This window comes from Ancylobacter lacus (assembly GCF_018390635.1).
In the GTDB taxonomy this organism is placed as follows: Bacteria; Pseudomonadota; Alphaproteobacteria; order Rhizobiales; family Xanthobacteraceae; genus Ancylobacter; species Ancylobacter lacus.
In genome coordinates, this window is record NZ_JAHBGE010000011.1 from 114,904 (window position 1) to 136,576 (window position 21,673).

Consider the following 21,673-nt stretch of genomic DNA (forward strand, 5'->3'; position numbering starts at 1 on the left):
GGCATAGAGGTAGCATATAAAGGCCTGCTCGCGGGAGCGGGACGGGGATCACGCTGGCGGGAGGTCGATCACGCCACGGTGTTTCGCCCCTTTGCCGCGCTGCGTCACCCCGCCCCCTGGCCGAGCCGCCGATTCATGAACGCGCCCGCACGCCCCGCCCCGGATGTCCGTCCCGCCACCCGCCGGGCGGGCGGGCCCGCGTCGCGGAACCGGCCGTGAGCCGCGCCGCCGCCGGGGAGACGCCGGTTGCGCGCGCGCTGCGCGCCGTGCGCGGCGCCCTGCTCGGCGTCGGGGTGCTGAGCGGGGCGAGCAACCTGCTGATGCTCACCGGCCCGCTCTTCATGATCCAGATCTACGACCGGGTGCTGACCAGCCGCAGCGTGCCGACGCTGGTCGCGCTCAGCGCGCTGGTGCTGGTCATCTATGTCGGCCTCGCCCTCATCGACATCCTGCGCAGCCGGGTGCTGGCCCGCATCGGCGAGCGCATCGACGAGACGCTGGGCCCCGCCAGCTTCCGCCTCGCGCTGGAGCTGCCGCTCGCGGGCCCGCAGAGCGGCGCGGCGCGGCCGGTGGGCGATCTCGACCAGATCCGCGGCTTCCTCGCCGGGCCGGGGCCGATCGCGCTGTGCGACCTGCCGTGGCTGCCGGTGTATCTCGCCGTGGTCTTCGCCTTTCACCCCTGGCTCGGCTGGCTCGCGGTGGCGGGTGCGGCCCTGCTGATGGGCAGCACACTCGCCAACGAACTCGCGCTGCGCGCGCCGGTGCGGGAGGCCGCGAGCCTCGCCATTCGGCGCAGCGACCTCATCGAGGCCGGGCGGCGCAACGCCGAGGCGCTGCACGCCATGGGGATGGCGCCGGCCTATGCCGCGACCTGGGGCCGGATCAACGAGAGCCACGCCCGGCTGCGGCTGCGCATCGCCGACACGGCCGGGTTCCACGGCAGCCTCACCCGCGCGCTGCGGCTGGCGCTGCAGTCGGCCGCGCTCGCGCTCGGGGCGCAGCTGGTGATCCGGCAGGAGCTCTCGCCGGGCGTGATGATCGCCGCCTCCATCGTCATCGCCCGGGCGCTGGCGCCGATCGAGCAGGTGGTGGCCAACTGGCGCGGCTTCATCGCGGCGCGGCAGGCGCGGACGCGGCTGGAGAAGCTGCTCGCCCCGCCGCCGGAATCCGAGGCGCTCGCCCTGCCGCGCCCTTCCGGCAGCCTCGCGGTCGAACGGATCGCCGTCGCGCCGCCGGGGGCGAGCCGCCTCGCGGTGCTGGAGGCCAGCTTCCGGCTGGAGGCGGGCCAGGGGCTCGGCATCGTCGGGCCGAGCGGCTCGGGAAAATCAAGCCTCGCCCGGGCGCTGGTGGGAAGCTGGCCGTGCACGCGCGGCACCATCAGGCTGGATGGCGCGGAGCTGAAGCAGTGGCGGCCGGAGGCGCTGGGCCGCCATGTCGGCTATCTCCCGCAGGATGTGGAGCTGTTCGACGGCACCGTGGCGGAGAACATCGCCCGCTTCGAGCCCGGGGCTCCGGCCGAGGAGGTGCTGGCCGCGGCGCGCAACGCCAATTGCCACGAGATGATCCTGCACTTCCCGGAGGGCTACGACACCCGCATCGGGGTGGCCGGCGCCGCGCTCTCGGCCGGCCAGCGCCAGCGCATCGGCCTCGCCCGCGCGCTGTACCGCCGGCCCTTCCTCATCGTGCTCGACGAGCCCAATGCCAGCCTCGACATGGAAGGCGAGGCGGCGCTTGCCGCCGCCATCCTCGACGCCCGCCGCGGCGGCGCCATCGTCATCGCCATCGCCCACCGCACCCAGCTGCTCGGCACGCTCGACCAGCTCCTCATCCTGAAGGATGGCCGGGTGGCCGATCTCGGGCCGCGGGCGGAGGTGCTCGCCCGGCTGAAGATGCCGGCGGAAGAACGGCCATGAACGCCTTCACCCCCGGCGACCGCCCGGCCGAACCGCGCCCCACCGGACCGCACCCCGTTTCCGCGTCCGGGGTACCCGCCCCGGCAGCGCCCGCCTCGCCGGTGGCGCGGGCGATCCGGCGCGAGCTGGCCCTCGGCTTCGGCATCGTCGCCCTGCTGATCGGCGGGCTCGGCGGCTGGGCGGCGACGACCGAACTCGCCGGCGCGGTGATCGGCCACGGCACGCTGGTGGTGGATGGCCGCGTCAAGCAGGTGCAGGCCCGCGACGGCGGCACCGTCGCCGCCATCGCGGTGGCCGATGGCGATCATGTCGCGGCCGGCGACCTGCTGATCCGGCTCGACGACACGCTGACGCGGGCCAGCCTCGCCATCGTCGACGACCAGATGCTGCATCTGGCGGCGCAGCGCATGCGGCTGATCGGCGAACGCGACGACGCCGCCAGCCTCCTCGTGCCGGACGAGCTGCGGCCGGGCGCCGGGGGCTCCGGTACGGCCGCCGGCCTCGTCGCCTCCGAACAGGCGCTGTTCGAGGCCCGCCGCGCGCTGGCGGCAAGCCAGAAGCGCCAGCTTCATGAGCGCATCGCCCAGATTCACCGCGAGATCGAGGGGCTGACCGAGCGACGCGACGCCAAGACCGAGGAACTCGGCTGGAACGCGCAGGAGCTGGACAGCATCCAGATCCTGAACCGCAAGAACCTCGCCACCCTCGGCCAGGTGGCGGAGCTGAGCCGGCTGCGGGCCCGGCTTCTCGGCGAGCACGGCCAGCTCGTCTCGGAGATCGCCCGCGCCGACGGCCGCATCGCCGAAACCGAACTGCAGATTCTGGAGATCGACCAGGCCCGGCAGGCCGAGGCCATGGCCAATCTGCGCGAGATCGAGGCGAAGCTCGCCGAGCTGGCGGGGCAGCGGATAGCCGCGCGCGACCGGCTTCAGCAGATGGAGCTGCGCGCCCCGCAGGCCGGCATCGTCCATGACCTCGCCGTGCACACCGTGGGCGGCGTGGTCGCGCCCGGCGAGACGGTGATGCAGATCGTGCCGAGCGCCGAGGCGCTGGTCGCCGAGATGCGGCTGAACCCGGCCGACATCGACCAGGTCCAGCCCGGCGAGGCCGCCCTGCTGCGGCTCAGCGCCTTCAGCCAGCGCACCACGCCCGAACTCGCCGGCGCGGTAGCCGCGGTCTCCGCCGACGTGCTGGTGGACAAGACCAGCGGGGAGAGCTGGTACACCGCGCGGATCGCGCTCGACCCGGCATCGGTGGCCGCGCTCGGGCCGCTGAAGCTGGTGCCCGGCATGCCGGTGGAGGTGTTCGTGAACACCGGCCCCCGGCTCGCCCTCTCCTATTTCCTCAAGCCGCTGCAGGACCAGCTCCGGCGCGCCTTCCGCGAGGACTAGCCGGGAGCTGCCGGGTCCGGGCCTCGTCCGGCGCGGCCGCCTGCCCGGCTTCCCCATGCGGCGCACGGGCCGGCAGCGACGAGCCGCACGCCGGGGCCACCCGCCACGCGCGCCACCCCGCACCCGGCGGAACCTGCCCATGGGGCATGGCCCCACGCTGTGGCGGGCGTGACCGGCGCCACGAATTAGCTGTTGCCAGTGTCAGCGAAAGCGGTATTGTACGTACAAGACTGACAACACCGTCACGGCTTCCATGCGCAGCATTGACCGCCACTCGCCGGAACCCTACTACCTCCAGCTCGTCCGCCTGGTGGAAGAGGATATCGACGCCGGCAAATACGCGGTGGGCGACCGGCTGCCCGCCGAAACCGAGCTGTGCCGCCATTTCGATCTCGCCCGCTCCACGGTGCGGGAGACGCTGCGCAGCCTGCAGGAGAAGGGCCGCATCAAGATGGTGCCGCGCCGCGGCGCCTTCGTGGTCGACCCCCGGCAGAGCGGCTGGTCGCTGCAGGTCGCCGACGGCTTCTTCGAGGCGGAGGTGGATCATCACCGCCGCGATGTGGAGACGCAGGTGGTGGCGGCGGGACGGGCGGCGCTGCCGGTGGCGGCGGCCGATGCGCTGGGGCTTCCTGCCGGCGCGCCGGGCTACAGGCTGAAGCGCCTGCGCTATCTCGACGGCCAGATCGCGCTGCTCTCCATCAACTACCTCGTGCCGGAGGTGGCGCCGATCCTTGACGGCAGCGCGGTGCTGACCGGCAAGGCCTCGCTCAACCGCACCCTGCGCGATGGCGGCTTCAGCGTGTTCGGCGCGCGCCGCAGCGTGGAGGCGCAGGCCGCAACCGCCGAGCTGGCCAACTATCTGCACGTGCCGGTCGGCGCGCCCCTGCTCCTCGTCACCTCGGTGTCGTGGGGGCGCGACGAGAAGCCGTTCGACTACTACACCTCGTGGGTGCGCAGCGACGTCGTCAAGGTGACGATCGAGGCGCGCGCGCCGACCGACTGACGCGCCAGAGCGCGCAACCGTTGCCCGCGCATCCGCGTGGCTGAACCTCCGACGAGAAGACTCGCGGAACGTCAAGGAATGGGAGAAACGCCAGGATGAAGGACGCCCGAACGGCCTGACCGCCGCCAGCCCCGATCGACCTGCCGAGGCCCGCCACAGGGACGCCCCGCGCGCCCGGAGGCAGCCTTGCGCCGGCATCGCCGCCAAGCCCCCTCACACCGCCGCCCTGCCGCTGCGTGACGCCGTGCGCGTCCCCGCCGCCGCACGGGCCGTTGCCTGAAGCCGCCCGCCGCGCCCCCGCGCGACGAACGCGCCCCCATGCCCGAGCGCGCGCCGCACGCATCCCGCGCGGCGGACGGCGGCGCATGCCCGAAGCCCTTCGTGCCGGCCGCGGCGGACCGCCCGCAACGGCACGTCGCGACACGACCCAGAGCCGAGCGCGGGCCAGCGAAGTCCGCGCCACCCACAGGAGGACGCCGTGAAGGAAACCCCGATGACCCCCCGCACACCCTTTGTCCGCGCCGCCTTCGCCGCCGCGCTGGTGCTCACCCTCATCCCCGCCGGGCCGGCCGCCGCCGCCGGCTTCGATCAGGGCGCGCTGATCAAGCCCGTCACCAAGGTGAACCTCATCTTCATCCCGAAGGTGGTGCACCCCTGGTACGACGTGGTCGAGCAGGGGGTGAAGTTCGCCATCGCCGAATACAAGAAGGAGGGCATCGAGGTGAGCTACACCTGGGATGCCCCGCCCACCGCCGACATCGACCAGCAGAACCGCCGCATCGAGACCGACATCGGCCGCAATCCCGACGGGCTCGCCGTCTCCTGCCTCGACCCCGCCACCAACACCCAGCTGCTGAAGGAAGCGGTGAAGAACAAGGTGAACCTCATCACCTTCGACACCTTCTGCGACGCCGCGTTCCCCTTCGTCGGCCACCGCAAGGACGAGCAGGACGGCCGCACCGCCGCGGACTATCTCGGCGAGAAGCTGGGCGGCAAGGGCAGCGTCGGCATCCTGGTCGGCAGCCTCACCGCGCCGAACCACGTCGCCCGGGTGAAGGGCTTCAAGGACGAGCTGGCCAAGAAGTACCCCGGCATCAGGATCGCCTTCGAGCAGCCGGACAACGACAATCTCGAACAGGCGGTCTCGATGGCCGAGAGCGGCCTGCAGGCGACGCCCGACCTCGGCGGCATCTATGGCGCCAACGCCTCCGCCCCGATCGGCGCGGCCCGCGCGGTGATCGCCGCCAAGCGGGTCGGCAAGACGCTGGTGGTCGGCGCCGGCGACATTCCCGAGACCTACCAGCTCATCGAGGACGGCGTGATCTCCGCCATCACCGCCCAGCGCCAGTGGGAGATCGGCTACTGGGCGGTGCGCTACCTCGTCTCGGCCAAGCAGAACCACACCATCCCGATGGATCACGCCACCGGCGGCTTCCTGATGACCAGGGAAACCCTCGGCCACTAGGTCTCCTCGACCCCGGCGGGTGCCGTCCCGCCGGGGACCTTTTCCCGAACCGTCCCGCCCCTGTCCACGCCGCCCGGCAAGGCCTTTCCCATGCGCAGCGCTTTCGAAGTCCGCGACCTGTCGAAGAGCTTCGGCCATGTCCACGCCGTGCGCGAGGTGTCGCTGCGCGTCGGCGCCGGCGAGGTGGTCGCGGTCATCGGCGAGAACGGCGCCGGCAAGTCCTCGCTGATGTCGGTGATCTGCGGCCGGCTGACGCCGACCTCGGGCGAAATCCGCATCGACGGCCAGCCCGTGCAGTTCGCCTCGCCCAGCGAGGCCCAGCGCGCCGGCATCGCCATCGCCCCGCAGGAGATCAGCCTCGCCGCCGACCTCACCGTGCTGGAAAACGTGATGCTGGGCCGCCAGATCGCCCGGCGCGGCATCATCGACTGGCGCGCCACCGAGGCCGAGGCCCGCCGCCACCTCGCCGCGCTCGACCCCTCCATCGATCCGCAGGCCCGCGCCGGGGCCATCACCGTCGCCCAGCAGCAGCTCGTGCAGATCGCCCGCGCCACCGCGACCGGGGCGCGGCTGCTGATCTTCGACGAGCCCACCGCCGCGCTCACCGAGCGCGAGACCGAGCGGCTGTTCGCCTTCATCCGCGCCTTCCGCCGCGAAGGCGGGCTGGTGCTCTACATCTCCCACCGGCTGGACGAAATCCTCGCCCTGGCCGACCGCATCGCCGTGCTGCGCGACGGCCGCCACGTCGCCGACCTCGATCCCCGCACCACCAGCAAGGACGAGATGATCCGCGCCATGGCCGGGCGCGACGTGAAGGAGCTCGACCTGCGGTCGGCCATCCCCACCGCGGCGACCGGCGAGGTGGCGCTGGAGGTGCGCGGTCTCTCCCGGCCCGGCGAGTTCAGCGATGTGAGCTTCGACCTGCACCGCGGCGAAATCCTCGGCATAGGCGGGCTGATCGGCGCCGGCCGCACCGAGACGGTGCGCTGCCTGTTCGGGGATACGCCCCGGCAGGCCGGCACGGTGAAGCTGTTCGGCCGCGAGGTCGCCTTTGCCGGCCCCGCCGACGCCATCGCCGCCGGCCTCGTCTACCTCCCCGAGGAGCGCCGGCGCGACGGCCTGTTTCCCGACCTCTCGGTGGCCGAGAACATCGTGCTGCCCAACCTCGCCAAATTCGCCGGCCGGCTCGGCATACGCTGGCTCGACGCCTTCGGCGCCGCCGACCGCTATGTGAACGCGATCCCGGTGAAGGTGCATTCCAGCCACCAGCTCATCTCCGAGCTGAGCGGCGGCAACCAGCAGAAATGCATCCTCGCCCGCTGGATGATGAGCAAGTGCCGCATCCTGATGCTGGACGAGCCCACCCGGGGCATCGACGTCAAGGCCAAGTGGGAAATCCAGAAGCTGCTGCGCCAGCTCGCCCGCGACGGCATCTCGGTCCTCTACATCTCCTCGGAGCTGCAGGAGATCCTCGATGTCTGCGACCGGGTGATGCTCATGCATGAGGGGCGCGTGCGCGCCATCGTCCCGACGGAAGGGGCCACGCAGGAAAAGCTGCTCGGCCTCGCGATGAACGGAGCCCCCGCCCCATGACCCCGCTCCGTCCCGCCCACGAGCCCCCCGTTCCCGAACCTTCCGCCGCTGCGGCGCCCGCCCGGCCCGCCGGTTCGACGCCGCGCGGCCTGCGCGCCGGTCCGCGGCGCCCCGACCTCTCCCGACAAGGATTCCGTGCCGCCATGCCCGACACCACGGTTCAGAAACTGCGAAGCCGGATCGGTCGCTTCGAGGCCGCCGGCATCATCCTCGCCCTCGCGGTCATGTGCGGGCTGCTGGCGCTGGTGAGCGCCAATTTCGCCACCAGCTACAATCTGGCGGTGGTGCTGCGGCAGGCCTCCTTCGTCGGCATCATCGCGCTCGGGCAGACGCTGGTGCTGCTGATCGGCGGCATCGACCTCTCGGTCGGCGCGGCGGCGGGGCTGTCGGCCATCGTCGGCGGGCTGCTGCTGGTGCATCTGGGGGTGGACCCCTGGCTGGTCATCCCGCTCACCTGCCTGTTCGGCTTCGCGCTCGGCAGCCTCAACGGGGCGCTGGTGGCCTATGCCCGGCTCAACCCCTTCATCGTGACGCTGGCGGCGTGGGAGATGTTCGCCGGCACCACCCTCGTCATCACCGGCGGCTCGCCCATCCGCCCGCTGGGCGCCGAGTTCCAGCAGTTCGGCCTCGGCGCGCCGTTCGGCATCCCGGTGCCGGTCATCGTGTTCGCCGTCATCGCCCTGGTGCTGGCCTTCGTGCTGAACCGCACCGCCTTCGGGCGCAACATCTACGCCATCGGCGGCAACCGGCACGCCGCGGTGCTGGTCGGCATCCCGGTGAAGCGGGTGGAGATGCTGGTGTTCGGCCTCTCCGGCAGCCTCGCCGCGCTGGCCGGCATCCTCTACGCCAGCCGGATGGACTCGGCGCAGCCTTCGGTCGGCGAGGGCTGGCTGATGCCCTCCATCACCGCGGCCATCATCGGCGGCGTCTCGCTGCGCGGCGGGCAGGGCACGGTCACCGGAACCGTCACCGGCGCGCTGCTGATGGCGGTGCTCGCCAACGGCATCGTGCTGCTCGACATCTCCAGCTACTGGCAGCGCGTCATCGTCGGCGCCGTGGTGCTGCTGGCCATCCTCATCGACCTCGTCCGCCGCCGCCGCTGAGGCGACCACCCGCGCCGAGCCGGCCCGCGCGTGCGCCGCGCTTTCCCGAACCACAACCTTAGAGGGCATCATGAGCCTCAACTCGCTGTTCGATAGTGCCGCCCGCGGGCACATGAACGCGGTGCGCATCACCGAAGACCACCGCGTCTTCGTCGCCGAAGTGCCGGTGCCGACCCCGGCGGAGGACGAGGTGCTGATCCGCCCCGCCGCCTGCGGCCTGTGCGGCACCGACCTGCACATCCTGCACCACGGCTTCCCCGGCTCGGTCTATCCGGTCACGCCCTGCCACGAATTCTCCGGCCACATCGTCGCGGTGGGCGGCGCGGTGCGCGGGCTGCGGGAGGGCGACTTCGTCGCGGTGGACCCCAACGTCACCTGCGGCACCTGCCGCTGGTGCCGCGCCGGGCGGCCCAATCTGTGCCCGCACCTCTCGCCGATCGGCGTGGCCCGGCCCGGCGCGGCGGCCGAGTTCGTCGTCGCCCCGGCGCGCAACACCTTCCGGCTGCGGGACAGCCTGCGGGCCGATGTGGCGGCGATGATCGAGCCGCTGGCCTGCGTGCTGCACGCGGTCGATTCCTCGCAGGGCGTCAAGGACCGCGACGTGCTGGTGATGGGTGGGGGCACCATGGGCCTGCTCATCGCCATCGTCTGCGACATGTTCGGCGCGGGGCGCGTCACCATCGCCGATCCGTCCCCCGCCAAGCGCGCGATCGCCGGCCGCGCCGGCATCGCCAACACCATCGACCCCGCCGCTCTCGGCGAGGTGCATTTCGACGTGGTGTTCGAGGCTGCCGGGGTGCGCCGCGCGCTCGAACAGGCCATCGACTGCGTCGAGAAGACCGGCGTGCTGGTGCAGGTCGGCGTCCACGACGCCGACGCCATGGTCGGCTTCAACCCCTTCCGCATCTATGAGCGCGAGCTGCGCATCATCGGCTCGAACTCGCTCGCCGACAAATTCCCCGCCGCCGTCGACGTCATGAACGACATCGCCGACCGCGCCGCGGTGCTGATCGGCGAGACCTTCCCCGCCTGGGAGTTCGCGCGGGCCGCGCAGGCCATGGCCGCCGGCACCGGCATCAAGACCCAGCTCGCTTTCTGACCGGATCGCTTTCCCACATCGTCAAACAGGAGACCCACGTGGCCAACCGCTATTCCACCAACTACCGGATGAACCGCATCTTCCGCGAGGACCGCGCCGCGCTCGTCGTGCCGATCGACCACGGCCTAGTCTGGGGCCGGGTGCCCGCGCTGGAAGCCCCGGTGGAGGTGATGCGCCGCTTCCTGCCCGAGGACATCACCGGCTTCATGGTGAGCACCGGCATCGTCAAGGCCAGCGAGGTCGAGCTCGCCCGCGCGCCCGCCATGTCGCGCATCCTCGCCATCGACGCCTTCTGGCCGACCTCCGCCCCCGAGACCGGCACCGGCTGCCTCGTCGCCAGCGTCGAGGACGCCGTGCGCATGGGCGTCGACTGCGTGAAGCTGCTGCTGCCGTGGAACGTCGTCGACGACGAGAAGGTCCGCTACTGCCAGCGCATCGGCACGGTGGTGTCCGAAGCCTCGAAGTGGCACATCCCGGTGATGGTCGAGCCGGTGTTCCTCAACACGCCGCGCTCGCCGGAGATCATCGAGAAGGAACTCGAAGTGGCGCGCGTCGGCTATGACCTCGGCGCCGACATCATCAAGATCACCTTCCCCGGCCCGGACGCCACCGCCAAGCTCTGCGCCGAGCTGGACATCCCGGTCGTGGTCGCCGGCGGCCCGCTGACGGGCGACAGCGCCTCGACCCTGCGCGACGTGCGGGACGCCATCGAGGCCGGCGCCCAGGGCGTGGTGGTCGGGCGCAAGGTGTGGCAGCGTCCGCCGGAGGAAGCCGCGCACGTCATCGCCGAAATGGCGCGGATCACCCGCACCAGCTTCAGCCGGCGCTGGTGAGCGTCATGACCGGCGCCGGCCAGGGAGATCCGCCATGACGGCGCGGCTGTGCGGAATCGATATCGGCACCACCAATCTCAAGGTGGTGCTGATGGACGAGGCCGGCCGCTGCCTGTGGAGCCGCGCGGTTCCCACGCCGCGGATCGCCTTCCGTGGCGGCGTCGCCACCGATGCCGGGCATTTGCTCGACGCGGTGGAGGCGCTGGTGATCGAAGGCTGGCGGGCCGCGGGCGGCGGCCGGCCGCTGCGCGCCCTCGCCGCCACCGGGGTCGGCGAGGACGGCGTCGGGCTCGACGCCGGGCTGCGCCCCACCGGCCCGGCGCTGCCCTGGTTCGATGCGCGGGCCACGCGCGAGGCGGCCGAGCTGGCGCGTCATCCCGCTGTGGATGGACACATCGGTCTCCCCATCACACCGGACCGGACGGTGGCCAAATGGCTCTGGCTGCGCCGGCACGCGCCGGAACTGCTGGCCGGCGCCACCGGCTGGGTCGCCCTGACCGACTATCCCGCTACCGTCTGGAGCGGGGTTGCCTTCATGAGCCGGACGCTGGCCGCGCGCACCGCCGCCTACAACGTCTTTTCCCGTGACTGGATACCATCTCTGGTACAGGCGGCCGGCGCGCCGCCGCTGCCGCCGGTCCGCGATGCGGGAACGGTCATCGGCACCGTTTCCGGCGGCGCTCTACGCGCCAGCGGCGCGGCCGACGCGCAGACGCTGGTGGTGGCCGGCGGGCACGACCACCCGGTCGCCGCCGCCGCCATCCGCCGCAGCGATCCGCTGGCGCGGATCGATTCGCTCGGCACCGCCAATGTGGTCTATGGCGAGACGCAAAGCGTGCCCGCGCCGGGGCTTCACCCGCCTCTCGCGCTTTCGGTGCCGGTAAGGGCGGCGCCGGGGCTCGCCTGCCTCGGTGTGTTCGAGCTCGCCGCCCATCTCGCGCCGGACGCGGCGGCGCGGGCCGCGCTGGAGCCCGCCCTCGCCGCCCGCCGGCTGGAGGGAGCGCCGATGGCCGGCGGCGCGGTGCGCGACCGGCTGGAGGAGGCGAGTCTGGCGGCGCGGCACATGTTCCGGGCGATGGACCGGCTTGGCGTGCCGCCGGGACCGATCTATGCCACGGGTGGCTGGTCGCGCTCGCGCGGCTTCATGGAGCTGCGTGCCAGCGTGCTGGGGGCCCCGCTTCATGTCGTCGACGAGCCGGAACTCACCGCGCTCGGCGCGGCCCTGCTGGCCGCCGAGGGGGCCGGTCTGCGCACCGGCTTCGACGTCCGGGCGCGCCTCACAACCGTCGAGCCGCTGCCCGGCTGGGCACAGGCCTATGCGGCCTTGGCCGACATCGTGCCCGCCCGTGATCCCGACTCTCCCGCCGAGTGACGATAACCCCATGAAAAAGCTGATCAACGATCCCCGCGCCGTGGTGCCCGAGATGCTGCGCGGCGCCGTCTCCCTCGCCCCGGCGCAAGCCCGGCTCGCGGCCGAGAACGTGGTGGTCCGCCACCCGCTCCCCGCGCCGGAGGCCCGCCCCATCGCAGTGCTCTCGGGCGGCGGCAGCGGGCACGAGCCGGCACATGCCGGCTATGTCGGCGCGGGCATGCTGACGGCGGCGGTGGCCGGCGACGTCTTCACCTCGCCCAGCACGGACGCGGTGCTGGCGGGGCTGAACGCGGTGGCCGGGCCGGCCGGAGCGCTGCTGATCGTGAAGAACTACACCGGCGACCGGCTGAATTTCGGCCTCGCCGCCGAGATCGCGCGCGGCGCCGGCACCCCGGTCGAAATCGTGGTGGTGGCCGACGACGTTGCCCTGCGCGAGACCGTTCCCAAGGCGCGGCGGCGCGGCATCGCGGGCACCGTGCTGGTCCACAAGGTGGCGGGGGCGGCGGCGCAGAGCGGGCTGCCTCTGGAAAGAGTGGCCGAGCTGGCGCGGGCGGCGGCGGCCGATGTCGGCTCCATGGGGATCGGCCTCGAACCCTGCATCGTGCCGGCCGCCGGCAAGGCCGGCTTCGAACTCGGCGCCGATGAGATCGAGCTTGGCCTCGGCATCCATGGCGAGCCGGGGGTGCGGCGCGGGCCGATGCAGCCGGCGGATGCGCTGGTGGCGACCATGCTCACCGCCATCATCGACGATCTCGGCCTCTCCGCCGGCGAACGCTGCGTGCTGCTGGTCAACGGTCTTGGCGGAACGCCGCCGATGGAGCTGGACATCGTGGCCGGAAGCGCGCTGGCGCAGCTTCAGGAACGGGGATTGACGGTCGAGCGGGCCTGGCGCGGCACGCTGCTCTCCGCGCTCGACATGCGCGGCTGCTCGCTCTCGCTGATGAAGGTGGACGATGCGCGGCTGGCCCTGCTCGACGCCGCCACCACGGCGCCGGCGTGGCCCGGCAGCGGCCGCCTGAACCCGCAGCCGGTGCTGCCCGCCGGCCCCGCGCCCGAGGTGGCGACGGCAGCCGGGCCGCTGACAGCGCAGATGCGCGCGTTCCGCGCCGCGGTTCTGGCCGCCGCCACCGCGCTGGAAGCCGCCGAGCCGCGGCTGACCGAGCTCGACGCCCGCACCGGCGATGGCGATCTCGGTGCCAGCCTCGCCCGCGGCGCCGCCGCCGTGCGGGCGCTGCCGGAAAGCGCCTGGAGCGGACCGGCGGAGGCGCTGGCCGCCATCGGCAATGCGATGCGCCAGGCGATCGGCGGCAGTTCGGGGCCGTTCTACGCCACCGGCCTGCTGCGGGCCGCCCGTGCGCTCGGCAGCGAAACCCCGGGACCGCGCGAGGCCGCGGAGGCTTTCGCTGCGGGGGTGGCCGCCGTCGCCGAACTGGGCGGCGGCAACGAGGGCGACCGCACCATGCTCGACGCGCTGTTTCCCGCCGCCCGCGCCATGGCCGAGCAGGCCGCGGCGGGCGGCTCGCTGGCCGAGGCGCTCGCGGCCGCCGCCGACGCAGCCGAGCAGGGCGCCGCCGCCACGGCGCGGATGGCGCCGAAGCTGGGGCGTGCCAGCTATCTCGGCGAGCGCGCGCTGGGCATCGAGGATGGCGGCGCGGTCGCGGTGGGGCTGTGGCTGCGCGCCCTCGCGGATGTCGCCCGTGACTGAGACCGCCCCGGCGGATCATCGACAGGAGAGTGCCATGAAGCTTTTCGACCTCACCGGGCAGATCGCCTTCGTCACCGGGGCCGGCACCGGCATCGGCCGTTCGATCGCCATCGGCCTTGCCGAAGCGGGGGCGGATGTCGCCTGCTTCGGCCGGCGCCACAAGCGCGCGGCCCTGGAGGAGACGGCGCAGGCGATCGTCGCGAAAGGGCGCCGGGCGCTGGTGCTGGAGGGCGATGTGACCAGCAAGGCCGACCTCGACGCGGCCATTGCCGCGATCGAGCGCGATCTCGGCCCGCTCGACATCGCGGTGAACAATGCCGGCGTCGCCAATGCCGAGCCGGCAGAGACACTCTCCCTCGACCAATGGAACGCGCTCTACGCCGTCAACGCGACCGGCGTCTTCCTGTCCTGTCAGGCGGAAGGCGCGGTGATGCTGCCGCGCGGGCGCGGAACCATCATCAACATCGCCTCGATCTCCGGCACCATCGTCAATCGCGGCATCACCCAGGTGCACTACAACTCATCGAAGGCGGCGGTCATCCAGCTGTCCAAGAGCCTCGCCATGGAATGGTCGGACCGCGGCATCCGGGTGAATGTCATCAGCCCCGGCTACACCTTCACGCCCATGAACGACCGCAGCGAGGTCGCCGACCACCTGGAGGTCTTCCGGAAGGACACGCCGATGCAGCGCATCGCCAGCTCCGACGAGATGATCGGGCCGGCGGTGTTCCTGGCGTCGAAGGCCTCGTCCTTCGTGACCGGCATCGACCTCATCGTCGATGGCGGCTTCGTCTGCTGGTGACGGCGGAGAGGCCGCCCGTCTAAGCGCCCCAGGCTACTGCACAGGAGCGCCCGGCCTTCTCGACCCGGAGCCTCGGCCGGCAAGTCCTTTTCCAAAAGACGAACGTCCCGGCCATGGCTGGCCGGGACGTGCCATCTCGTTCGGCGCCACCGGCGCCCGGTTTCACTCCGCCGCGATGGGTGCCGCCGACGGGCGAAGAAGGCGCTCGTCCTCGGCGGCGAGGTCGGACACGTCCTCCGGCAGCTTGCCCGCCAGCGCGGCCTTGAAGCGCACCGCGTCGAACTCGCCCTCCCAGCGAGCGACCACGACGGTAGCGACGGCATTTCCGATGAAGTTGGTCACGGCGCGGCATTCCGACATGAAGCGGTCGATGCCGAGGATCAGCGCCATGCCGGCCACCGGGATCGCCGGCACGACGGAGAGCGTCGCCGCGAGGGTGATGAAGCCGGCGCCGGTGATGCCGGCGGCGCCCTTGGAGGAGAGCATCGCGACGAGCAGCAGCAGCACCTGGTCCTGCAGCGGCAGATGAATGTCCATCGCCTGGGCGATGAACAGCGCCGCCAGCGTCATGTAGATGTTGGTGCCGTCGAGATTGAAGGAATAGCCCGTGGGCACCACGAGGCCCACGACGGAGCGCTTGCAGCCGGCGGCCTCCATCTTCTCCATCAGGCTGGGCAGGGCGGCCTCGGAGGAGGACGTGCCGATGACGAGGAGGATTTCCTCCTTGATGTAGCGGATCAGCCCGAGGATCGAGAAGCCGTTGTACCGGCAGACGGCGCCGAGCACGATGAGAATGAACACCGCCGCCGTGATGTAGAAGGTCGCGATCAGCATGGCGAGGTTCGCCACCGAGCCGATGCCGTATTTGCCGATGGTGAACGCCATCGCGCCGAAGGCGCCGATGGGCGCGGCCTTCATCAGCACCGCGACCAGCTTGAACACCGGCGCGGTGAGATTCTGCAGGAAATCGGTGACCGGCTTGCCGCGCTCGCCCACGAGGGCCAACGCCGTGCCGAACAGCACGGAGAAGAACAGCACCTGCAGGATGTCGCCGGAGGCGAAGGCGCCGACCACCGTGTCGGGAATGATGTTCTGCAGGAAGCCGACCACCGTGGTGTCGTGCGCCTTGGTGGCGTAGGTCTGCACCGCCTTGGCGTCGAGGGTGTTCGGGTCGATGTGCAGGCCCGTGCCCGGCTGGATGACGTTGCCGATGACGAGGCCGACGATGAGGGCGAGCGTCGAGAAGCACAGGAAATACAGCATCGCCTTGCCGGCGACGCGCCCGACCTTGTGCATGTCGCTCATGCCGGCGATGCCGGTGGCGACGGTCAGGAAAATCACGGGCGCGATGATCATCTTCACCAGCTTGATGAAGGCGTCGCCGAGCGGCTTCAGCGCCGCGCCAGTGTCGGGCCAGTAATGGCCGATGGCGATGCCGAGCGCGATGGCGATCAGCACCTGCACATAGAGCTGCTGGTAGAACTTCTTGGGACGGGCGGGAGTGGTGCCGGCACGGGTGGCCGTCGCCGAGTGGATCATGGGCGCCATCGTTTCCTCCGAGGGGCTGGGGCTGTTTTTGCTTTTGGCAAGACGCCCACCACCTTCAGCAACCCACATGCCACGCTGAAAAAACGAGATAAAACATTTAAAAATCAGATCGTTAGCTCGCGTCCCGGGCAGACCGATCCAGCCGTTTGTGCGGAAGTTCGCACAACTTCCCCTTGATGTGTGCGGAAGTCCGCGCAAGATGGGCCATGGCCTCTCTCCCCGCCCTTCCCTCGCCGCCGGCGCTGCCGGAGCCGCCCGCGCGCTGGCCGTGGGTCGTCTTCGTGGCGATCGCGCTGGTGCTGGTCGTCGCGGCTTCCCTCGCCGCGGCGGATATCGGCCGCGCGCGGGCGGTGGCGACGGTCCGGGCCGCGGCGGAGAACGCCGCCACCCTCGCCATCGCCGTGCTGCGGGGCGAGCTTGAGAAGCAGCGCGCCGTGCCGCTGATCCTCGCGCATGATCCCGATGTGCTGCAGGTCCTCAAAGGCGGGGACCCGCGTGGGCTCGACCAGAAATTCGACGGCATCGCCCGCGAGACCCGCTCGTCGGTCGTCTATCTGCTCGACCGCAAGGGCCTCGCCATCGCCGCCAGCAACTGGGCGGAGCCGGTGAGCTTCGTCGGCAGCGACTACTCCTTCCGGGACTACTATCTGAAGGCGATGGCCGACGGCACCGCGGAGCAGTTCGCCCTCGGCACGGTGAGCAACCGGCCCGGCCTGTACATATCGAGCCGCATCGACGGCCCAGAGGGCCCCCTCGGCGTCATCGTCGTCAAGGTCGAGTTCGACAGGGTCGAGGCGGACTGGACCGCGCTCGGCGGGCAGACCTACGTGGTGGACGCCCGCGGGGTGGTGCTGCTCACCACCGTGGAGGCGTGGCGCTTCCATGTCGAGCGAGCCTTCGCGCCCGCGGAAGCCGCCGAGATACGGCGTTCCCTGCAGTTCGGCGCGGCGCCGCTCGATCCGCTGCCGCTGGTGCGGGGCGAGGCCGGCGAAGGCGGCCTGCTGCGCGCCGCCGGCTCGCCGCCGCCCGCCGATCTGCGCGGCCGCTTCGTCGATGCCCGCAGGCCGGTTCCGACCACCCAATGGCGGCTCGAGGTGCTGTTGCCGGTGGATCGCGCCATCCGCGCCGAACAGGCCAGCCTGCAGGTGCTGGCGGCCCTGCTGCTCATGTCCGGGCTCGGCCTCGCGGCGGAACTCCTGCGCCGGCGCCAGCGCGCCGGCGTGCGGCTGCGGACGGATGCCCGCATCAAGGCCGAACTCGAACAGCGGGTGGCGGAGCGGACGGCCGAACTCGCCGGCGCCAATGACCGGCTGCTCGAGGAAATCGCCGAACGCGGCCGGGCGCAGGAGCGGCTTTCCGACGCCCGCGAGGAACTGGCGAAGGCCAATCGTCTCGCCACGCTGGGCCAGGTGACGGCGGGTGTCGCCCATGAGATCAACCAGCCGCTCGCGGCCATCCGCACCTATGCCGAGAATGCCCGCGCCTTTCTCGCGCGCGGTGACGCCACCACGGCCGATGGCGCGCTCGGCAAGGTCATCGGGCTGACCGAACGCATCGGCACCATCACCGATACGCTGCGCGGCTTCGCCCGTCGCGGCTCTGGCACCGTCGAGCCCACCGTGCTCGCGGACGCGGTGTCCGGCGCGCTGATGATCCTCGACGCGCCCTTGCGCCAGGCCGGCATCCGGCCGGTCGTCACCGCGGTGCCGCGCGACCTGCAGGTGATGGGCCGACGGGTCGAGCTGGAGCAGGTGCTGGTCAACCTCATGCGCAACGCCATCGAGGCGCTGATGGCGTCCGGCAACCTCGCCGCGTTGGAGGCGCCGCTCGCGCTGGGTTTCCGGGCCGAAGGCGACTGGGTCTTCGTCACCGTCTCCGACCGCGGGCCGGGGCTGAGCCCCGAGGAGGTGGCGGGGCTGTTCACCCCGTTCCGCTCGTCCAAACCGAAAGGGCTGGGGCTCGGCCTCGTCATCTGCCACGACATCGTCGCCCGTTTCGGCGGCACGCTCTCGGCGGCGTGCCAACCGGGGCAGGGCTGCGTGTTCACCGTCACCCTCCGCAGGGCACCCCGCACATGACCACACGCGCTCTTTGCGATGCCGACATCGTCTTCGTCGACGACGACGCCGATCTGCGCGAGGCGAACGTCCAGGCTCTTCAGCTCGCCGGCCTGCGCGCCACGCCCTTCGCCTCGGCCGCCGGCGTTCTGGAGAGCCTGACGCCGGACTTCGCCGGCGTGGTGGTCACGGACGTCCGCATGCCCGGCATGAACGGGATCGAGCTGTTTCGCGCCATTCGGGCGCTCGACCCCGACATACCCGTCGTGCTGATCTCCGGCCATGCCGACATCGCCATGGCGGTGGAGGCGATGAGCGAGGGCGCCTACGACTTCATCGCCAAGCCCTATGCCGGCCCGCGTCTCGCCGAGACGCTGCGCCGGGCGCTGGAGAAGCGTGCCCTCATAATAGAGAACCGGCGCCTCCGGGCGATGGCGACAGCCGACGAGGGAGCGGGAGCGCTGGTCGGGGAAACTCCGGCGATGGTGCGGCTGCGGCAGACGATCCATCATCTCGCCGATGTCGATGTCGATGTGCTGGTGCTCGGCGAGACCGGCACCGGCAAGGAGGTGGTGGCGAATCTGCTGCACCGGCTGGGACGGCGGCGGGCCAAACCCTTCGTCGCGCTCAATTGCGGCGCCCTCCCGGAGACGGTGATCGAGAGCGAACTGTTCGGCTATGAGGCCGGCGCCTTCACCGGCGCGCAGAAACGGCGGATCGGGCGGATCGAACATTCAAGCGGCGGCACGCTTTTCCTCGACGAGCTGGAGAGCATGCCGGTGAGCGCGCAGGTGAAGCTCCTGCGCGTGCTGGAGGCGCGCGAGATCGCCCCTCTCGGTTCCAACGAGCTGCGCCCGGTCGATCTCCGGGTGGTGGCGGCGACCAAGGTCGACCTCGCCAGTCCCGCGGCACGCGGCGAATTCCGCGCCGACCTGTTCTATCGCCTCAACGTGGTGACGCTGCGCCTGCCGCCGCTGCGCGAGCGCCGCCGCGACGTGCCCCTGCTCTTTGCCCATTTCCTCGCCCGCGCCGCGCGCAAATATGGTCGCGAGATGCCGAAGCTCGACCGCTCGGTCGAGCGGCATCTGGTCGAGAACGACTGGGCCGGCAATGTGCGCGAGCTCGTGCACTTCGCCGAACGTGTGGCGCTCGGCCTCGGGGAGGCCGCTCCCCCCATCGGTGCCACCACCGGCCGCCCGGGCCAGAGCCTGCCGGACCGGCTCGGCACCATCGAGGCCAACCTCATCCGCGAAGCGCTGGAGGCGCATGGGGGTGACGTCCGGGCCACCGTCGAAGCCCTCGGCATCCCCCGCAAGACCTTCTACGACAAGCTGGTCCGCTACGGTATCGAACGGGCCGCCTACGAGAAGGAGCGCTAGGAGGGGCGCCTTGCGAGGAGCACTGGCGCAGGCATCGCGTGACCGCGAAGAGGCGCCGCGCGGCGCCTCTTTTCACCGTCACAACCCGGCTCAGCCGCGCAGATTTTCGCGCAGCGTCTTCCCGGTGTACTCCTTCCGCAGCAGGCCGCGTTCCTGGAGAATCGGCGAAACGCTCCGCGCGAAGGTCTCGAACGTGCCGGGAAAGGCGGTCGGCGTCAGGATGAAGCCGTCGCAGCCCTCGGCCTCGAAGAAGGCCTGCAGCTGGTCTGCGACGCTTTCCGGCGTGCCGACGACCTGCGGGCACAGCTCGGACGTGGCAAAACGCTGTGCCGCCTCGCCGAGCGTGAGCCCATCCGCCTGCGTCGCCTTCACCAATATGTCGAAAGAGCCGCGCGAGCCCTCCTCGAGCTGGATGTCGGACAGTGGCTGGTCGGCCGGGTAGCGCGAGAGGTCGACACCGAGATGGTAGGAGACCAGCGCCATGCCGAGTTCGGCGTCGACCAGGCTGTTGATGTAGGCCTGCTTCTCCCGGGCGATGGATTCGGTCTCGCCGATGATCGGGTCGACCGAGGTGAGGATGGCGCATTCCTCCGGCGCGCGGCCGTATCTGCCCATGCGGCCCTTGATGTCGGCATAGAAGGCGCGCATGCCGTCGATGTCGTGCTGCAGGGTGAAGATGATCTCCGACCAGCGCGCGGCGAACTCGCGGCCGCGATCGGACGAGCCGGCCTGCATGATGACGGGATGCCCCTGCGGCGAGCGCGGCACGGTGAGCGGGCCCGCCGTGCGGATCCATCGCCCCTGATAATTGACGGGCCGGACCTTGGACGGGTCGGCGAAGGTGCCGGACTTCTTGTCGAGCACCAGCGCGCCATCCTCCCAGGAATGCCACAGCGCGATGCAGGCCTCGACGACTTCGTCGGCGCGGTCATAGCGCTCATTGCGGGCGGGCAGGCTGTCGAGGCCGAAATTATACACCTCCAGGCTGCTCGACGACGTGACGACGTTCCACGCCACCCGCCCCCCGGAGAGATGGTCGAGCGTGCCGAGCGTGCGGGCGATGTGGTAGGGGCTGAACAGCGATGTCGAGACCGTGGCGCCAAGACCGATATGCTGCGTCGCCCGCGCCATCACGGTGAGCAGCGGCACCGGGTCGAGCAGGCCCATCTGTCCGCCCTTGCCGAGCGTCGTGTCGTAGTTGCCGTTGTAATAGTCGGATATGCCGAGGACATCGGCGAAGAACACGCTGTCGAACCGGCCCTGCTCCAGCACACGGGCGACATGCTCATAGGTCGCGGGATCCATGAACGCATTCTGGGTCTCCGGGTGGCGCCACATGCCGTGATGGTGCGAGGTCGGCCCGGCGAACAGGAACGCGACGAGGTGCATCTGCCGTGTCATTGGGACTCCCGATAAGCGCTGGCGGAACGGGCGTCCGCGCCGTGCAGCATGGATGTGTGTCCCCGACCCGCAGCACATCTCGGGCCACCGGCTGATTGCCGACGGCAACGGGCGACCCGGTCTCGCGCCGATGGCCTTGATGACGGCGGCGGTCGCATCCCCCGAGCCGCAACGAACAGTGCCCGTTTCGCCTTTCTGCCCATGCATTATGCACGGGAATGGGTCGAATCCGGCCGGCATGGCGCGCGACGTCAGCGCGCCGCCTGTTGCGTCCACCGGCAAGGCGCGTCCGGTGCGCCTATCACCGGCGCACGCGCCGCCCCCCCCCGCGAGCGAGCGAGCCGGCGAGGCTGGCGGCTCCGGTAATGTCGTCGGCAATGGCGGCCGGTCCGATCACGCCCTCTGGCCGATGCGGTCGCGCCGGGCGGCGACGGCGGCGCTCGGGGCGGTGAGCACGCCCCGGCCAAGGGTATGCCCCACCATCGCTTTTGCCCGCGATGTCGAGAACTGCGCGAGCATGATGGCAACGCAATGGGCGAGGTCGCAGGCGCGTTCCGCGGCGAGGCGGTTGCCGTCGGCGCCGGTGAGCAGCGCATAGTCGGCCAAGGCGTTGATATGCCGGACCATCGCCCGTGAAAGATCGCCCTCGGCGGCGCGATCCGCCGGCAGGCTGTCCTCCAGCAGGTCGGTGCAGCGCGCCTCCGGCCAAAGCTCGGCGAAAGCGCCGGCAATGGGCTCCACCGCAACGTCCACGGCGTGGATGAGGGCAATACGCGGCGCCGATAGCCGAAGCGACGGCGCTCGGCCGCGATGGCTTTCATGCGCTCGCGCAAGACGCCATCGTCGGCGCGCGTCGTCTGGTAGCGGACCGTCATGCGGCAGAAGCCGGTGGCTTTACACGCCCGCCGTTCGCTCATCCCGTGATGGCCCACGAAATGGGCGACAGCTCTGCGCCCGAGGCTGTGTGAGAACTCTGTGGCTCGTCGCGCAGGTTGTTGCCACGGCGCGC

Annotated in this window: 16 protein-coding genes and 1 pseudogene; 13 read left to right on the forward strand and 4 right to left on the reverse strand. The window is 71.3% G+C overall.

The features are described from left to right. Positions 1-215 precede the first annotated feature (215 nt). The 11 genes from KHC27_RS03680 to KHC27_RS03730 all read left to right on the forward strand — a co-directional run bounded on the left by KHC27_RS03680 (position 216) and on the right by KHC27_RS03730 (position 14,279). On the forward strand, positions 216-1,913 hold the full coding sequence (locus KHC27_RS03680) for a type I secretion system permease/ATPase (RefSeq protein ID WP_213335176.1): 1,698 nt from the start codon (positions 216-218) through the stop codon (positions 1,911-1,913). Then, complete coding sequence (locus KHC27_RS03685) at positions 1,910-3,304, forward strand: HlyD family type I secretion periplasmic adaptor subunit (protein ID WP_213335178.1); 1,395 nt, start codon at positions 1,910-1,912, stop codon at positions 3,302-3,304. The genes KHC27_RS03680 and KHC27_RS03685 overlap by 4 nt, the downstream gene beginning before the upstream one ends. A gap of 253 nt (positions 3,305-3,557) precedes the next feature. Beyond that, positions 3,558-4,307, forward strand: a complete 750-nt coding sequence (locus tag KHC27_RS03690) for a GntR family transcriptional regulator (protein ID WP_213335180.1) — start codon at positions 3,558-3,560, stop codon at positions 4,305-4,307. A gap of 493 nt (positions 4,308-4,800) precedes the next feature. Then, positions 4,801-5,772, forward strand: a complete 972-nt coding sequence (locus tag KHC27_RS03695; protein ID WP_213335182.1) for a substrate-binding domain-containing protein — start codon at positions 4,801-4,803, stop codon at positions 5,770-5,772. A 90-nt stretch (positions 5,773-5,862) separates the two neighbouring features. Further along, the gene (locus KHC27_RS03700) at positions 5,863-7,365 is read left to right on the forward strand and encodes a sugar ABC transporter ATP-binding protein (protein ID WP_213335185.1); all 1,503 of its coding nucleotides are present in this window, start codon (positions 5,863-5,865) and stop codon (positions 7,363-7,365) included. 143 nt (positions 7,366-7,508) lie between these two features. Continuing rightward, positions 7,509-8,468: an ABC transporter permease gene (locus KHC27_RS03705; RefSeq protein ID WP_213335188.1), complete on the forward strand. Its 960-nt coding sequence runs from the start codon at positions 7,509-7,511 to the stop codon at positions 8,466-8,468. A 70-nt stretch (positions 8,469-8,538) separates the two neighbouring features. Further along, positions 8,539-9,567 (forward strand): alcohol dehydrogenase catalytic domain-containing protein, encoded by a 1,029-nt coding sequence (locus tag KHC27_RS03710; RefSeq protein ID WP_213335191.1) that lies wholly within the window; start codon positions 8,539-8,541, stop codon positions 9,565-9,567. Positions 9,568-9,605: 38 nt separating this feature from the next. After that, complete coding sequence (locus tag KHC27_RS03715) at positions 9,606-10,400, forward strand: class I fructose-bisphosphate aldolase (protein ID WP_213335193.1); 795 nt, start codon at positions 9,606-9,608, stop codon at positions 10,398-10,400. Positions 10,401-10,434: 34 nt separating this feature from the next. Next, entirely contained in the window at positions 10,435-11,772 is a 1,338-nt protein-coding gene (locus KHC27_RS03720) for an FGGY-family carbohydrate kinase (RefSeq protein WP_213335196.1), read from the forward strand. A 10-nt stretch (positions 11,773-11,782) separates the two neighbouring features. Further along, a complete protein-coding gene (locus tag KHC27_RS03725) occupies positions 11,783-13,477 on the forward strand; it encodes a dihydroxyacetone kinase family protein (protein ID WP_213335198.1) in 1,695 nt (564 codons plus the stop codon). Beyond that, complete coding sequence (locus tag KHC27_RS03730) at positions 13,461-14,279, forward strand: SDR family oxidoreductase (protein WP_281416960.1); 819 nt, start codon at positions 13,461-13,463, stop codon at positions 14,277-14,279. The genes KHC27_RS03725 and KHC27_RS03730 overlap by 17 nt, the downstream gene beginning before the upstream one ends. 162 nt (positions 14,280-14,441) lie before the next feature. On the opposite strand, the gene KHC27_RS03735 is transcribed toward KHC27_RS03730, so the two are convergent. Beyond that, a complete protein-coding gene (locus KHC27_RS03735; protein WP_246518829.1) occupies positions 14,442-15,818 on the reverse strand; it encodes a dicarboxylate/amino acid:cation symporter in 1,377 nt (458 codons plus the stop codon). A 215-nt stretch (positions 15,819-16,033) separates the two neighbouring features. On the opposite strand from KHC27_RS03735, the gene KHC27_RS03740 reads away from it, so the two are divergent. Together KHC27_RS03740 and KHC27_RS03745 are read left to right on the forward strand one after the other, a co-directional pair. Further along, positions 16,034-17,905 (forward strand): sensor histidine kinase, encoded by a 1,872-nt coding sequence (locus tag KHC27_RS03740; protein ID WP_213335204.1) that lies wholly within the window; start codon positions 16,034-16,036, stop codon positions 17,903-17,905. Further along, positions 17,902-19,263: a sigma-54-dependent transcriptional regulator gene (locus tag KHC27_RS03745; protein ID WP_213335207.1), complete on the forward strand. Its 1,362-nt coding sequence runs from the start codon at positions 17,902-17,904 to the stop codon at positions 19,261-19,263. Before KHC27_RS03740 ends, KHC27_RS03745 begins: the two co-directional genes overlap by 4 nt. A gap of 90 nt (positions 19,264-19,353) precedes the next feature. Here the strand turns inward: KHC27_RS03745 and KHC27_RS03750 are convergent, their stop codons facing one another. The 3 genes and pseudogenes from KHC27_RS03750 to KHC27_RS03760 all read right to left on the reverse strand — a co-directional run. Beyond that, positions 19,354-20,664 carry an LLM class flavin-dependent oxidoreductase gene (locus tag KHC27_RS03750; RefSeq protein ID WP_213335210.1) on the reverse strand — a complete coding sequence of 437 codons (1,311 nt, stop codon included), beginning with the start codon at positions 20,662-20,664 and terminating at the stop codon, positions 19,354-19,356. 393 nt (positions 20,665-21,057) lie between these two features. Then, positions 21,058-21,405, reverse strand: a complete 348-nt coding sequence (locus tag KHC27_RS03755; protein WP_343210823.1) for a hypothetical protein — start codon at positions 21,403-21,405, stop codon at positions 21,058-21,060. A 35-nt stretch (positions 21,406-21,440) separates the two neighbouring features. Continuing rightward, positions 21,441-21,673 (reverse strand): annotated as a pseudogene (locus tag KHC27_RS03760) (hypothetical protein); the annotation flags it as partial.